Origin of the sequence: Halovibrio sp. HP20-59, from assembly GCF_033052795.2 — a bacterium.
Lineage (GTDB): Bacteria > Pseudomonadota > Gammaproteobacteria > Pseudomonadales > Halomonadaceae > Vreelandella.
In genome coordinates, this window is sequence record NZ_JAWJUW020000001.1 from 218,332 (window position 1) to 232,353 (window position 14,022).

Here is a 14,022-nt window from a genome sequence, read left to right on the forward strand (position 1 = left end):
ATAGGTCTAACGGTTTGCTTGAGTAACGGCCCGCTTGAGTATGTTTGGCCCGGGTAATGCGCTATGTCCTGCTTGAGATAACGCTCAGCGTTGTCACGGTAATGAGTATTAGCGCCATGCCGATCACTTGAATGATGCCCAGGCTTTCCGCTAATACCACAACGCCGAATAGGGTTGCTGTGATGGGTTCGACCATGGCAACCATGGCGGCTAGGGCGGGCAGGGTGTATTTCAGCCCAACGATGTAAAAGATGAACGAAAGACCTGCACCCAGAACGCCCAGGGTTAAAAATAACGGCCAGTTCGATGCGCCAACGACGTTAACGACTTGATCAATATCGCTTGGCGCGATGAGCATAAGGGACAAGACGGCGAAGGCTACTACGAGTATCGCCTGGGGGCTGCCGTGCGGTGCTGCATATTTGAAGCCGAAAATGAACACGGCGTAGGAGAGACCGGCCAGCAGGCCAGTGGCCACTCCGATCAGCGATAAGTCGCTGGCGTTGATCTCATAAAGCTTGGTCAACAGCACAATGCCAAACATCACCAGTGCAATGGCAGCCCACTTTAAAGCGGTAGGTCTTTCGAGCTTCAAAGCGAAAGAGATAAGGTAGACGAACACCGGCGCGCAATACATCAGAGTGGCGGCCACGGCGACGTTACCGTGCTCAATACTGATAAAATAGAAAGTGAAATTGCCCGCTACGCCAAGACCCGCGATAGCTGCCCAAAACCATAGCTGTTTATTTTTCAGCCCACTGCGTTGCGGTCGCAGCCCAAGCCAAACAAGTACAAAAACAAGCCCAATAAAACCGCGGTAAAACGACACCACGGATGGCTCCCAGCCATCGTCGATCAGTATGCCGCCAATCCCGCCTGCTAACCCCCAAAAAAATGCGGCCAGTATCACAAAAGTCGTACTTGCGCCCGCCATTCTTTCTCCTTTCAACCTGAATAGAGCACCGCCGCTGAGAAGTGTCCGCATACGCCATCAATGGCGTTAGCTTCACGAACGGCTGCATGCTGTCTACAAGCGTGGCACATATTCGCTGAAAATCGACTGCCTGGCCGCTAACTCGACAGCGAAAGAAAGAACAGAATCAGCGGTGGGGAAAGCAGCGAAAGAATAAACCCGCTAACCACGGCAATCGGCACGCAAGCCACGCCACCGTGTTGTTGAATGACGGGCAGGGTGAAATCCATGGAGGTGGCGCCGCCGTAGCCAATCGCCAGTGCGGTATGGCGGTGGATCACCAGCGGAATCAATATAAACGCCAGCAATTCTCGGGTCAGGTCGTTGAAGAACGCCACACCGCCCATCAGCGGGCCAAGCTGGTCGCCAATCAAGATGGCCGAGAGCGAGTACCAGCCAAAGCCTGACGCCATCGCCAGCCCTTCGTTCCAGCTTAATGAGAGCAGCGGGGCGGCAGCTAAGCCCGCCAGCAGCGAACTTATTGCTAGCGTCACGGCAATCGCTAGCCCCATGCGGTTGAGTAGGATTTGCCTGAGTGGCATGCCGGAATTACGCAGTTGGCAGCCAATCAATGCCAGCAGTAGATAGAGTACCCATTCGGCCAGTAAATCCGCAGTATTGAAAAGCTTTTCACCTAGATATTGCCCCAGCAGCAGACCCAAAATAACGCCGGTGGCTACAACGGCAACGAGCAACAGTGAGCCTTGCATCGCGGCCAGCTTACTGGTGGGGGCGTCTTTGACCACCGGCGAATGGCCTGCCTTCAATGTTAAACGCTGCGATAGCCACCATAGCGCTGCTAAGTTAAACGCCGTGGTAATGCTAAACAGCAGCAGGGCGTTGCCACCTAAGCGTGAAAGCTGGCTCGTCAGGTTTTCAAGCCCGGCAAGACTTATTCCCATGAACAGTAGAATCAGATAGACCGAGCTATTGACCGCCTGGTTGATCAGATTCTGAAGCTGCGTAGAACGGACGCGAACCAAATAACCCAATATTAAGGGCAGTAGGACAATGAGTAGACCTGAGAGCATTTAGGGCGTCGCGCCCCCGTCTGGTTGGAACTGGGTTAACGTCAGTTGCGTTTCGCGACGGCCGTCTTTTTGGTACACCGCAGACAAAATTAGGCCGGGCCAGTCAGGGTGAAAGCTAATGGTTAGCAGGCGGTCGGGCTTCTCAATATCAATGAGTGACACGTTCAATGCTTCAAACTCTCCAGCGGGTACCTCAATGCGGCTTGGGTCGTTAACATAATACTGGAAGTGCTCATCGCGCCCTTTTTGGTCGACAAACTCAATCGCGCATGGCGTACTCTGTGTACAGTTTTCATGTCCCGCCCGGCGGGAGAGGTCAAACAGCGCCGATTGGCGATCTAACGTGGGAATCTCCCTCCCGTTTAACTGGTAGCGATCACCCACGCCCAATACCGAATAGCTGCTGCTAAACAGCAGCGCTTGGGTATCGTCGCCGTCCAGCGAAAACCGACTGGACTCTTGGCCGCGTGCCACAGTAATCGAAAAGCTCATATCGCTGAGCCAGTGGTCGCCTTCATAAGAGAGACGATGGGCGATGGTAGCGCTTGGCCAGCCGCGTACCTCAAGCCGGTACTGTGCTTCAAAGGGCCGGGGGGCTTCAAAGGGCCGAGGGGCTTCAAAGGGCTGTGGCTCTTTGAGCGTCTCAGCTGCCAACGTCATGCCACTTGAGCACAAGACAGCAAGACCTAACCCTACACCTGTAAGCGCGCGGCCAGGCCGTCGTGCAAAAACATTGACCAAGGGGCTTTCCTCCATTGACGGTATCTTCCTAAGAGCCTTTAGCCACTGCTTGGTTCCCAGCGCGATAGTGTAGCCGGACAGGGGGTTGGCGTCAGTAACCCGCCTCCGGGTTGACGGTAGAAAGTTTTTCGCCCGCTTCAAAAGCATGCAAATAGGCGATCACCTGGTCGATAGCATCGTTCAGTGGGGTAGGTGCTGCCATATGCGGCGTGACAATCACCTTAGGGTGTTGCCATAGCGGGTTATCAGTGGGCAGCGGCTCTTCATGGAATACATCCAATAACGCACCGCGTAAGTGCCCCGGCTGCTCAGTGTTGCCCAGCGCGTCCAGTAGCGCCTGTTCATCTATCAGGCTACCCCGGCCAGGATTAATGACGCTGGCGCCTTTGGGCAGTTGGGCCAGCCGCTCGGTGTTAATAATGTGGTGAGTGGCGGCGGTATCGGGCAGAAGAGTGATAAGGCACTGCACCTGGCCGAGCAGTTCGGGCAGCCCGTCATCGCCATGAAAACAGTGCACACCACTGATCTGTTTGGGCGAGCGGCTCCACCCCATTACTGGGAAACCCGCCTGCTGCAAGGAGCTGGCCACAAAACTGCCAATCGCGCCCAGGCCTAATACGCCCACCGGCCACTGAGATTTTTCCACTACTTGTTGCGGCTGCCAGTTGGCGCTTGGTTGCTGTGCTAAGTAGCGATCCATGCTGCGGTAGAAGTGCAGTACGCCATATAGGACATAGTCTGCCATCAATTCACCCATGCCCGCATCGCGCAATTTTACAATCGGCACGTCGCTGGGCAGGCCTGGGGTTCTCAGCAAGTAATCCACCCCAGCGCCTAAATTGATGATGCCCTTAAGCTGTGTTTGTTCTTGCAGTAAATGTGCGGGGGCTTTCCAGATAGCCAGGTAGTCAGCACCTTTTCGCTCATCGGCGGGCGCCTCGCTGGTAACGACCTTGGCCTGTGGGAACGCTTCAGCAAGCGCTTCCTGCCACTGTTCAGCTTCGTCAATATGCACGACAATCTTCATCTCGCCTCCGGTTCCATCGCTTGTCAGGTAGTCGCCACTATCATGGGCGAGGAGGGGTTAGCGCTGCAAGAGAAGCGGTGTTTTGGGCTGGAAAATGCGTTGACGCGAATAATAGGCAATCAAGCCCGCTAAGCGATCAAGTGTTTATGTAGTCGTCTGAAATGTGAAGGAAAGTAACCAGAATGACACCCTCTGGTTCTTATTATGCAGCTTTTGTCACAAAGCCTTTGACCGCCGACCAAGGGTCGGTGCTAGTATCGGGTTAAGACGACATTGGCGGGCCTGCTGCTAGGGCAGCAGATTCAACCCCGACGCCTGATCGGTGGTGGCCAGGTCGATCCTGTGGCCCAGCGCTGCTTGCCCGTGCGCTGGTTCTTGGTGATCTTTAATGGCGAGTTGCCGATGACTCAGGTTTCCCTACCTTTCACACGCGAAGAGTACGCTGACCGCGTGTGGAAAGTGCGTGCTGAAATGGCCAGTCGCGGCATTGACGTATTAATCGTCAGTGACCCTTCCAACATGGCTTGGCTGACCGGCTACGATGGTTGGTCGTTTTACGTGCATCAGTGTGTGCTGGTGGGCCTTGAAGGCGAGCCGGTATGGTTCGGGCGGCGCATGGATGCCAACGGTGCGCTACTCACCTGCTGGATCGATCCCGACAACATGACCTATTACCCAGATTACTACGTACAGAATCCGGATATGCACCCCATGGAATATCTGGCCCAGTCGATTATGCCCGATCGGGGCTGGCACTTGGGCGTGGTAGGCATGGAGATGGACAACTACTACTTCTCCGCCAAGGCTTATCTGAGCCTGCTTAAAGAGCTACCGCACGCGCGCTTTATGGATGCCAACGGGCTGGTAAACTGGTGTCGGGCTATTAAGTCCTCACAAGAAATCGCCTATATGCGTATAGCCGCTAAAATCGTAGAGGGCATGCACACGCGTATTTTGGAAGTGATTGAGCCGGGCTTGCCCAAGAGCAAGCTGGTATCAGAAATTTATCGCGTCGGTATTGAAGGCTTTGTCGATGAGAACGGCAAGGTGTTTGGCGGTGATTATCCCGCGATCGTGCCCATGCTGCCCACCGGTAAAGACGCCGCAGCACCGCACCTGACCTGGGACGACACGCCGTTTCGTAAAGGCGAAGGCACCTTTTTTGAGATTGCCGGGGTGTTTAAGCGCTACCACGCGCCGATGTCGCGCACTGTGTTTCTGGGGACGCCGCCGGTTGACTTTATTCGCGCCGAATCCGCGCTATTGGAAGGCATCGAAAACGGTCTAGCGGTGGCCAAACCCGGCAACCGGACGGCAGATATCGCCATGGCGCTGGGGGCGGCGATGGATAAATATGGCTTTGACCGCGGCGGGGCTCGCTGTGGCTATTCAATCGGGCTTTCCTATCCACCCGACTGGGGCGAGCGCACCATGAGCCTGCGCCCCTCAGACGACACTATCTTGAGACCCGGCATGACATTCCACTTTATGCCGGGGCTGTGGGTCGAGGACTGGGGCTTAGAAATTACTGAAAGTATCTTAATTACCGAAGACGGCTGCGAAACCCTGGCCAATTTTCCGCGCCAGCTGTTTGTAAAATAGCCGCCTGTACAGAAGGAAGATGCAATGACTGATCAACTGAGCCAACTACGGCCCAGCCCTATTGCCGCTACCGTTGATTTTGATGCCGATGGTGTACAGCACGGCTTTTTAAAATTGCCGATTTCCACCGATGAGTCCGCCTGGGGCGCGGTGATGATCCCCGTGACCGTGGTCAAAAACGGTGAAGGCCCAACGGCGCTGCTCACTGGGGGCAACCACGGCGATGAGTACGAAGGCATCACCTCGTTGCTGAAACTGTCTTCAACGCTTAAAGCGGAAGACGTCACGGGCCGAGTGATTATCGTACCGTGTATGAATACCCCAGCGGTCATGGCGGGTAAACGCACCTCGCCGATGGATAAAGGTAATCTCAATCGCAGCTTTCCCGGTGACCCCAACGGCAGCGTCACGCCGCAAATTGCCGACTACTTTACCCGCGTGCTGGTGCCCATGAGCGATGTGGTGCTCGACCTGCACTCCGGTGGGCGCACGCTGGATATTCTGCCGTTTGGCGCCTCCCACGTGCTGGATAACAAAGCGCAGCAGCAGGCCGCACTGGAAGGCGCCAAAGCGTTTGGCGCCCCTTACGCCATGGTGATGTTCGAGCTGGATGCGGAAAAACTCTTCGACACCGCCTGCGAGCGCCAGGGCAAAGTATTTGTGGCCACCGAACTTGGCGGCGGCGGCACCTCGACACCTCAAAGCATCGCGATTGCCGAACGCGGCGTGCGTAACTTCCTGATCCACTACGGCTTGGTGGAGGGCGAGGTGGAAATGCCCGCTGGCGGGCAGATATATCTCGATATGCCCGACGCCAGCTGTTACGTGCAGAGCCAGCACTCGGGCGTTTTAGAGCTGTTGGTGGCGCTGGGTGACGCGGTGAAAAAAGGCCAAACCATTGCCTTCGTGTACGACATGACCCGCAGTGGCACCGACCCGGTCGCCTACAAAGCAGAGCGTGACGGCATTCTGATGGCTCGCCGTGCGCCCTCGCTGATCAATATGGGGGACACCCTGGCGGTGATCGCCGATGTTGTCGAACGCCTGGAGGCGTAGCCCCTGCCGTGATGAAACTTGACCGTTACGATCTAAAAATACTCGACATCCTCGCCCGCGATGGACGGATCACCAAGTCGAAGCTGGCCGAGGCAATCAACCTTTCGGTCAGCCCCTGCTGGGAACGGGTGAAACGGCTGGAACAAGCCGGGGTGATCGAAGGCTACAGCGCGCGTATCAATAGCGACGTACTGACGCCGCGCAACCCCGTTTGGGTGCAAATCGAGCTTAAACAGCACAATGCCGAAAGCTTTACCCGCTTTGAAGCGATGGTCATGCAAACGCCGGAAGTCACCGAGTGCGTGGCGGTGGGCGGCGGAGTGGATTATCTCGTCAAGTTTGAAGCCCGAAGTATCGATAGCTACCAGCGCCTGATGGATAAGTGGCTGGTCTCGGAGGTCGGTATCGAGCGTTACTGCACCTATATTGTGACTAAGACCGTGAAAAAGCAGCCCGTTGGCCTCGATATCGACGTTTAGCTGCGCTCGATAGGCGGCGTAACGAGGCCTGGGGGCGCAAGCAGGGCGAGAGCAGCATGGGACGGGGGGCCGTAACGCACTCGGTTGCGTCCCTCGCGCTTGGCCACATAGAGGGCAACGTCAGCTGCATTGATCAAGCTGTCGAGCCCCACTCCCGGGTCGAACGGGCCGGTGCATACGCCTATGCTCAAGGTGACCTTGGCCTCCTGAACAGGCTGGTGGGGAATCGCCAGGGTAGCGACCGCCTGGCGGATGTTCTCCGCTGTATCGAGGGCGCTTTCCATCCGCGGGCTTTGTTCCGAACGCAACACCAGAAACTCCTCGCCGCCAAAGCGGCAGACGACATCCTGCGTGTCGCAGGCAGCGCTGATTGCCTTGGCCACGGCGCGCAAGCAACTGTCCCCCTCAGCATGGCCGTAGTAGTCATTGAAGGCTTTAAAATGGTCTACATCGGCGATCATAACCGTAAGGTATTGATGTAGGTTTGTCTTTTGCTTCAGTTCGTCGGCATGACGGGCGAGGACTCTGCGGTTGGCAAGCCCTGTCAGCGGGTCAGTGCAGGAGATTCTTTCCAGTTCGGCATTACGCTTGGCGAGCTCCTGGCGAAGCTCATCCACGCTGTTTTTTTCCAGATAAAGCCTGAGCGACTCGGCGGAAAAACGGTAGTTGGCCATCAGCGAAAGCACCAGTACCGGTATGCCCACCGAAAGGTGCAAAAAGACGTAATGAAGCGTCACCTCCGGTAAGAACCAGATGGTGGTGTAAAGCGCGGCAAAGACAAAAAGCGCGCCGTACAAGCTCTGCTCGAAAGGGGGCGTTGCCACGATGGTCAGTACCAGAATAAACACCAGCCCCGCGTAATAATAATTCAATACATCGGGCGTATCGGCACTGACGAGAATCATGCACCAGACCAGCGTGCCCAGACAACCCTGGCAGACGGCGGCCAGTTCCTTGCGACGAATCGAGACCGGGCGCTTGAAGTACGCAAACAGCAGCAGGGTGGGCGGGCCGACCAGACCGAAGCGCAACACGATCGAGCGCCAGGCCGCGTCGGGCAGCAGGTAAATATCCACCAGCGTGTAGCTGAAATAGAAAAGCGCCAGCCATGCACAAACACGTTTGAGCGAGCGCAGGCGATCGTCGTGGCGATCGCGGTCGTACTGTCGGCGCACCGTGCTGTCGGCGGCGGGTTGGGTAAGCTGCTGGTAGTAGGATGTGAGTCGGTACACGTTGGTGTCTCTCAGCAGGCCCGGCCTAATTGTCAGAGGGTAGGCTGAGTAGTTGGCGTGTTACGTGACAAGAGCAGCATTGATAATACGCTAGTTTAGCTGATAATCCTCGTCCAGCCGCGAGTAAAATTGTCCCTGCCTCAGGGATGTCCAGGGTGCCGCCGCGTGAGTCGTGCGAGCTGGCGGCCAAAAAAAATCCCATTTCCAGCGGTGTTCGCCAAAAAAGTCGCCGTAAAGTGCCCGCCATTCAAAAACACTTCGTGCGCCATCTCCTCTAGGCTGGACACATCGAAACACGGCGGCTCAGCCGTCTTGTTCAATATTCAATGATCAATCGGTTGTCGCCTGCCATGGCGTGCAACCCGGGGAGGTGCCCATGACCACACTATCGACCACGCTTGCTAAACGCCTGGAAGATCCGCGCCTGTTTCGGCAGTACGCCTACGTGAACGGTAAATGGACCCACGGCGAAGGCGGTCGCGAAGAAGCCGTGTATGACCCCGCTACCAACGAAGCAATCGGGCATATTCCGCTGCTGGAAGCCGAGCAAATTACCGCTGCGGTAGATGCGGCTGAAGAAGCCTTTGTTCACTGGCGAGCATTGCGCGCCGACGAGCGCTGTGAACGTTTGCTGGCCTGGTACGATCTTATCCAGGCCAACCGTGAAGACCTCGCCACCATCATGACCCTAGAGCAGGGCAAGCCGTTGCCTGACTCCCGCGGTGAAGTGCAGTATGGCGCAAGCTTCGTGCGCTGGTTCGCTGAAGAAGGTAAACGTACCTACGGTGAAACCATACCCAGTCCTATCCCCAATGCATCACTGGGCACCATTAAAGAGCCGGTGGGCATTGCGGCGATGATTACGCCGTGGAACTTCCCGCTGGCGATGATCACCCGTAAGGCGGCGGCAGCATTGGCCGCGGGCTGCCCGGTGATTGTTAAACCCGCTAACGAAACGCCGTTTTCGGCGCTGGCGCTTGCCGAGCTGGCAGAACGGGCCGGTATTCCAGCGGGTATTTTTAACGTGGTGTTGGGCGATCCGGCGCAAGTCTCCAAAATCCTCTGCGCCGAGCCGCGTATTCGGGCGTTGTCGTTTACCGGCTCCACCCGCGTGGGCCGCCTGCTGATTGAGCAGAGCGCCAGCACCGTTAAACGGCTCTCCTTGGAGCTAGGCGGTAACGCGCCGTTTATCGTGGGGCCGGATATGGACCCCAAAGAAGCCGCCTATGCGGCGGTAGCGGCGAAATTCCAAACCGCGGGTCAAGACTGCCTTGCCGCCAACCGCATACTGGTGCACGAATCCATTCACGACGAATTCGTCGCGCAGTTTGCCGAGCGCATGGCCGCGCTGACCGTGGGTAATGGTTTACAGGGTGAAATTGACCTAGGCCCGCTGATCCACCGCCAAGCAGTGGAGAAAGCGACTGAAATAGTCAACGACGCCATCTCACGCGGTGCGACCGTCTTAGGCGGCGAGCAAAGCCAAGCGCCCGGCGATAACTTCTTTATGCCGGTCATGCTGACGGGCGTCACGCCGCAAATGAAAGTGTGGCGTGAAGAGAACTTCGCCCCCGTGGCGGGCATCACGGCTTACAGCACCGATGACGAAGTGATCGAAATGGCCAACGATACCGAGTACGGTCTGGCGGCGTATATCTACACCCACGATATCCGCCGCATCTGGAAACTGATGCGTGCGCTGGAGTACGGCATGGTCAGCGTTAATTCGGTGAAAATGACCGGCCCACCGGTACCTTTCGGCGGTGTGAAGCAGTCCGGCCTTGGCCGTGAAGGCGGCGCCACGGGTATCGATGAATACCTGGAAACGAAGTATTACTGTCTTGGCGCCTTGGGTTCAGTTTCTGGCAGCTAACATCTACGCTATCGCCCGGCACGCCGGGCGATACGTCCTTTATAGATAAGAGAGAACGCTATGAGCTTGCATCAGGATCTGATCGAACGTGACCGTAAAGTCACCTTCCACGCTTCTACCCACTTGCGGGATTTTGCCCACGGCGATTCGCCGGGCCGCGTGATTACCGGTGGACAAGGCATCAATATCGTGGATAAAGACGGCCGTGAATTTATCGATGGTTTTGCCGGGCTGTACTGCGTCAACATCGGCTACGGTCGTACCGAAGTCGCCGAAGCGATCTACAAGCAAGCGCTAGAGCTCTCTTACTACCATACCTATGTGGGCCACTCCAACGAGCCGCAGATCGAGCTTTCCGAGCGCATTCTGAAAATCGCCGGCATGAACATGTCCAAGGTCTACTACGGCATGTCGGGTTCGGACGCCAACGAAACCCAGCTCAAGATCGTCCGTTACTACAATAACGTGCTGGGCCGCCCGCAGAAGAAAAAGGTTATCTCACGTATGCGCGGCTATCACGGTTCGGGCATTGCCTCGGGCTCGTTGACCGGTCTGAAAGCGTTTCACGACCACTTCGATCTGCCCATCGATACCATTCGCCATACTGAAGCGCCGCACTACTACCTGCGTGCCGCCGAGCAGCATGGTATGACCGAGCTTGAATTCTCTGCGTTTTGTGCCGACAAACTGGAAGCGATGATTCTGGAAGAGGGCCCGGATACCGTGGCCGCCTTTATCGGTGAACCCGTGCTGGGCACCGGCGGTATCGTACCGCCGCCGGAAGGCTACTGGGATGCGATTCAAAGCGTGCTAGCCAAGTACGACGTGCTGCTGATCGCCGACGAAGTGGTGTGTGGCTTTGGCCGCACCGGCTCCGATTTCGGTAGCCACCACTACAACATGAAGCCGGATCTGGTCACCATTGCTAAAGGCCTCACCAGCGCCTACCAGCCGCTCTCCGGGGTAATTGTGGGCGAGAAAGTCTGGCAAGTGCTTGAGCAGGGCACCGGCGAATACGGCCCTATCGGCCACGGTTGGACCTACTCCGGCCACGCGCTGGGCTGTGCGGCAGGGCTTGCTAACCTGGCTATCATCGAGCGTGAAAATCTGGTGGGCAATGCTGCTGAAACCGGCGCTTACTTCCAGCAGCAGTTAAAAGCTAACTTTGAAGGCCATCCGCTGTTAGGCGACATACGCGGCGTTGGCTTAATGGCAGCCTTGGAGTTCTCGCCGGATGCCCAGCAGCGCCTACATTTCGACCCGGCGTTGAAGGTTGGCCCCCGCGTGGCGGCAGCGGCCATGGAAGAAAACCTGATTGCCCGTGCGATGCCTCAAGGCGATATCCTTGGCTTTGCGCCGCCGCTGACCATTAATCGTCATGAGGTGGACGACATGATTGGCCGCGCCAAGCGCGCCATCGACCGCGTGACGGATGAGCTTACACGCTCGGGCGACTTGAAGTCGGGCCAGCAAGAGGCTGCCTTCACGGTTTAATAACCTGTCTTGGCCTTTTGAGCGCCGCTGCCTGTGCAGCGGCGCTTTTGTTTTTGTAGGCCACGACTATGCTGAGTACAGCTGTTAGCCAACTGATAGTAAAGGAGACCCCCACGATGCAGCCGGTATTAGCCTTCGATGTTTACGGCACGCTGATAGACACCCAAGGCGTGACGATTGAATTGGAGCGTCGTCTTGCGGAGCCACACAAGGCCAAGGCTACGGAGTTTGCTCGCCGTTGGCGGGACAAACAGCTTGAGTACAGCTTTCGCCACGGCCTGATGGGCGCTTATGTGCCTTTTTCCGAATGCACCCGCGAAGCGCTGGTGTTTGTCGACCGCGCACTGCAAACCGGGCTTTCCGATAACGACCAAGATCATCTGATGGCGGTATACGGTGAATTGCCGGCCTTTGATGATGTGGTCCCAGCGCTGGACCAGCTTCGCGATGCGGGCATACGCTGCGTGGCATTCTCGAACGGTACAGCAGACGCCGTGTCTAAGCTATTGAAACGGGCTGGCGTTGAGAGCCATATGGATGACGTGATTAGCGCTGATGAGGTAAAACGCTTTAAGCCAGACCCGGCTGTTTACGCGCATCTGCGTAGCCGCTTGGAGACCCGCCCCGAACAGACCTGGCTGGTTTCCAGCAACCCTTTTGATGTGATTGGCGCCACACACGCTGGGCTACGCAGCGCTTGGATACGGCGTAACTCTGACGCACCTTTCGACCCCTGGGGTATTGAGCCCGATATGACGGTGACCGACCTAGAATCATTGGCGGAACGCATTATTCGTTAGGTTGTTAACCTACATCGACAAGCCGCATAATGATGTACGCTTAACGACTTAGGAGATGAAAATGTCAGAAAAGATTTACTGTGTTGCCGGATTTAAGCCCAAACCAGGCAAAGAAGAAGCGGTATTCAAAGCGCTTCAGTCGTTAGAGCCAAACACCCATCGCGAAGACGCGTGTATTCACTATACGGTAACGCGCCAGATCGATAACCCTTTCGCCCAAGGCACCGGTTACCCGATCGTGTTTCACGAAATTTGGGCGAGCCGCGAAGAGTTTGAAGCACACTGTCAGCGTAAAGAGATCCAAGACTTTTTTGCTCAGCATGTTGAAGCGCCCGATGGCGATATTGAAGATGCCAATGTCTGCGTTTACACCGATGAGCCATGGAACTTTGATGCTCCTAAGGTGTGATGCACAGCGCCATCAGCGGCTTAGTGCAAAATAGCGCGATTAGATTTGATGATAGAGTTGATAAAGAAAGGAGCGTGATATGACCGATAAGAAAATGAACGTAGAGAGCTTTAATCTGGATCACACCAAGGTAAAAGCGCCCTACATCCGTTTAGCCGACATCAAAGAAGGCCAGAACGGTGACCGTATTCATAAATACGATTTGCGCATTTGCCAGCCTAACAAAGGCCATATGGACATGCCGGCGCTGCACTCCCTTGAGCACCTAATGGCAGAGATGTCGCGCAACCATACCGATAAAGTGGTCGATATCAGCCCGATGGGCTGCCAGACGGGTTTCTACATCGCGATGATTAACCACGACGACTACAACGATGTGGTCTCGATCATCGAAAAAACCCTGAACGACGTGTTAGAAGCCACTGAAGTCCCCGCCTGTAACGAAATGCAGTGCGGCTGGGCGGCTAGTCACAGCCTAGAGGGCGCTCAAGAGCTCGCGAAAGGGTTACTAGCGAAACGCAGCGAGTGGACCGAAGTATTCGCTTAAGCATTACTGGCAAGCACGCCTGCGCTAAATTGAGACGCCTCCCATGTGGAGGCGTTTAACGCCCAAGAAGGAGGAAAGCATGTCACTACGTATTAATGCAGTGGTTCCTGATTTTGAAGCGGATACCAGCCACGGATCCATCAATTTCCACGAGTGGATCGGCGATAGCTGGGCGATTCTGTTTTCGCATCCCAAAGATTTTACCCCGGTATGCACGACCGAGTTTGGTGCTGTCGCGAAGCTTAGCGCCGAGTGGAAAAAGCGTGATACCAAAGTGATCGGCGTTTCCGTCGATGGCGTAGCAGATCACAAGCGCTGGGGCGACGATATTAAAACCGTCTGCGGGAGTGATGTCGATTTTCCGATCATCGCCGACGACGGGCTCAAGGTCTCCAAGCTTTACGACATGTTGCCGGAAGATGCCTACCTGCCCGATGGCCGCACTCCCGCAGACAGCGCGACGGTGCGCTCGGTATTTATTATCGGCCCTGATAAGCAGTTGAAGCTTTCAATGACTTACCCGATGACCGTCGGGCGTAACTTCGCCGAAATCCTGCGCGCGCTGGATGCCCTTCAGGCGACCACCAAGCACGGCGTGGCGACCCCGGCGGACTGGGCCGTTGGGCAGGACGTCATTATACCGCCCAGCGTGTCTGACGAAGATGCTAGGCAGAAGTACGGTGAATATGAAACTGTCTTACCCTATCTGCGCAAAACACCGCTGCGCTAAAGGGGCTTTAGCCTAGAGACGCAGCGGT

The 14,022-nt window shown here is 56.2% G+C and carries 14 protein-coding genes; 9 read left to right on the forward strand and 5 right to left on the reverse strand.

Features of this window, described 5'->3' with window-relative positions; genetic code table 11:
• Nucleotides 1-61 precede the first annotated feature (61 nt).
• The 4 genes from RZA33_RS01045 to RZA33_RS01060 all read right to left on the reverse strand — a co-directional run bounded on the left by RZA33_RS01045 (nucleotide 62) and on the right by RZA33_RS01060 (nucleotide 3,772).
• Nucleotides 62-934: a DMT family transporter gene (locus tag RZA33_RS01045; protein WP_317505990.1), complete on the reverse strand. Its 873-nt coding sequence runs from the start codon at nucleotides 932-934 to the stop codon at nucleotides 62-64.
• A gap of 137 nt (nucleotides 935-1,071) precedes the next feature.
• Nucleotides 1,072-2,004 (reverse strand): lysine exporter LysO family protein, encoded by a 933-nt coding sequence (locus RZA33_RS01050; RefSeq protein WP_317505991.1) that lies wholly within the window; start codon nucleotides 2,002-2,004, stop codon nucleotides 1,072-1,074.
• Nucleotides 2,005-2,664 (reverse strand): hypothetical protein, encoded by a 660-nt coding sequence (locus RZA33_RS01055; RefSeq protein ID WP_317505992.1) that lies wholly within the window; start codon nucleotides 2,662-2,664, stop codon nucleotides 2,005-2,007.
• A 172-nt stretch (nucleotides 2,665-2,836) separates the two neighbouring features.
• Complete coding sequence (locus tag RZA33_RS01060) at nucleotides 2,837-3,772, reverse strand: glyoxylate/hydroxypyruvate reductase A (protein ID WP_317505993.1); 936 nt, start codon at nucleotides 3,770-3,772, stop codon at nucleotides 2,837-2,839.
• Nucleotides 3,773-4,174: 402 nt separating this feature from the next.
• On the opposite strand from RZA33_RS01060, the gene doeA reads away from it, so the two are divergent.
• From doeA to RZA33_RS01075, 3 genes are read left to right on the forward strand one after another with little or no spacing between them, the layout of a single operon-like run.
• The gene (doeA, locus tag RZA33_RS01065; protein WP_317506206.1) at nucleotides 4,175-5,374 is read left to right on the forward strand and encodes an ectoine hydrolase DoeA; all 1,200 of its coding nucleotides are present in this window, start codon (nucleotides 4,175-4,177) and stop codon (nucleotides 5,372-5,374) included.
• Between the two features lie 24 nt (nucleotides 5,375-5,398).
• Complete coding sequence (gene doeB, locus RZA33_RS01070) at nucleotides 5,399-6,430, forward strand: N(2)-acetyl-L-2,4-diaminobutanoate deacetylase DoeB (protein WP_317505994.1); 1,032 nt, start codon at nucleotides 5,399-5,401, stop codon at nucleotides 6,428-6,430.
• 8 nt (nucleotides 6,431-6,438) lie between these two features.
• Nucleotides 6,439-6,909 (forward strand): Lrp/AsnC family transcriptional regulator, encoded by a 471-nt coding sequence (locus RZA33_RS01075; protein WP_317505995.1) that lies wholly within the window; start codon nucleotides 6,439-6,441, stop codon nucleotides 6,907-6,909.
• On the opposite strand, the gene RZA33_RS01080 is transcribed toward RZA33_RS01075, so the two are convergent.
• Complete coding sequence (locus RZA33_RS01080) at nucleotides 6,906-8,141, reverse strand: GGDEF domain-containing protein (RefSeq protein WP_317505996.1); 1,236 nt, start codon at nucleotides 8,139-8,141, stop codon at nucleotides 6,906-6,908. The two genes, RZA33_RS01075 and RZA33_RS01080, sit on opposite strands and share 4 nt — an antisense overlap.
• Before the next feature lie 376 nt (nucleotides 8,142-8,517).
• On the opposite strand from RZA33_RS01080, the gene RZA33_RS01085 reads away from it, so the two are divergent.
• The 6 genes from RZA33_RS01085 to RZA33_RS01110 all read left to right on the forward strand — a co-directional run bounded on the left by RZA33_RS01085 (nucleotide 8,518) and on the right by RZA33_RS01110 (nucleotide 13,994).
• Nucleotides 8,518-10,014 carry an NAD-dependent succinate-semialdehyde dehydrogenase gene (locus RZA33_RS01085; RefSeq protein WP_317505997.1) on the forward strand — a complete coding sequence of 499 codons (1,497 nt, stop codon included), beginning with the start codon at nucleotides 8,518-8,520 and terminating at the stop codon, nucleotides 10,012-10,014.
• Between the two features lie 60 nt (nucleotides 10,015-10,074).
• A complete protein-coding gene (locus tag RZA33_RS01090; protein WP_317505998.1) occupies nucleotides 10,075-11,508 on the forward strand; it encodes an aminotransferase in 1,434 nt (477 codons plus the stop codon).
• A 116-nt stretch (nucleotides 11,509-11,624) separates the two neighbouring features.
• Nucleotides 11,625-12,308, forward strand: a complete 684-nt coding sequence (locus RZA33_RS01095) for a haloacid dehalogenase type II (RefSeq protein ID WP_317505999.1) — start codon at nucleotides 11,625-11,627, stop codon at nucleotides 12,306-12,308.
• A gap of 61 nt (nucleotides 12,309-12,369) precedes the next feature.
• A complete protein-coding gene (locus RZA33_RS01100) occupies nucleotides 12,370-12,717 on the forward strand; it encodes a putative quinol monooxygenase (RefSeq protein ID WP_317506000.1) in 348 nt (115 codons plus the stop codon).
• Nucleotides 12,718-12,796: 79 nt separating this feature from the next.
• Nucleotides 12,797-13,264, forward strand: a complete 468-nt coding sequence (locus RZA33_RS01105; protein ID WP_317506001.1) for an S-ribosylhomocysteine lyase — start codon at nucleotides 12,797-12,799, stop codon at nucleotides 13,262-13,264.
• A 79-nt stretch (nucleotides 13,265-13,343) separates the two neighbouring features.
• The gene (locus RZA33_RS01110; protein ID WP_317506002.1) at nucleotides 13,344-13,994 is read left to right on the forward strand and encodes a peroxiredoxin; all 651 of its coding nucleotides are present in this window, start codon (nucleotides 13,344-13,346) and stop codon (nucleotides 13,992-13,994) included.
• The last annotated feature ends 28 nt before the right edge of the window (nucleotides 13,995-14,022 follow it).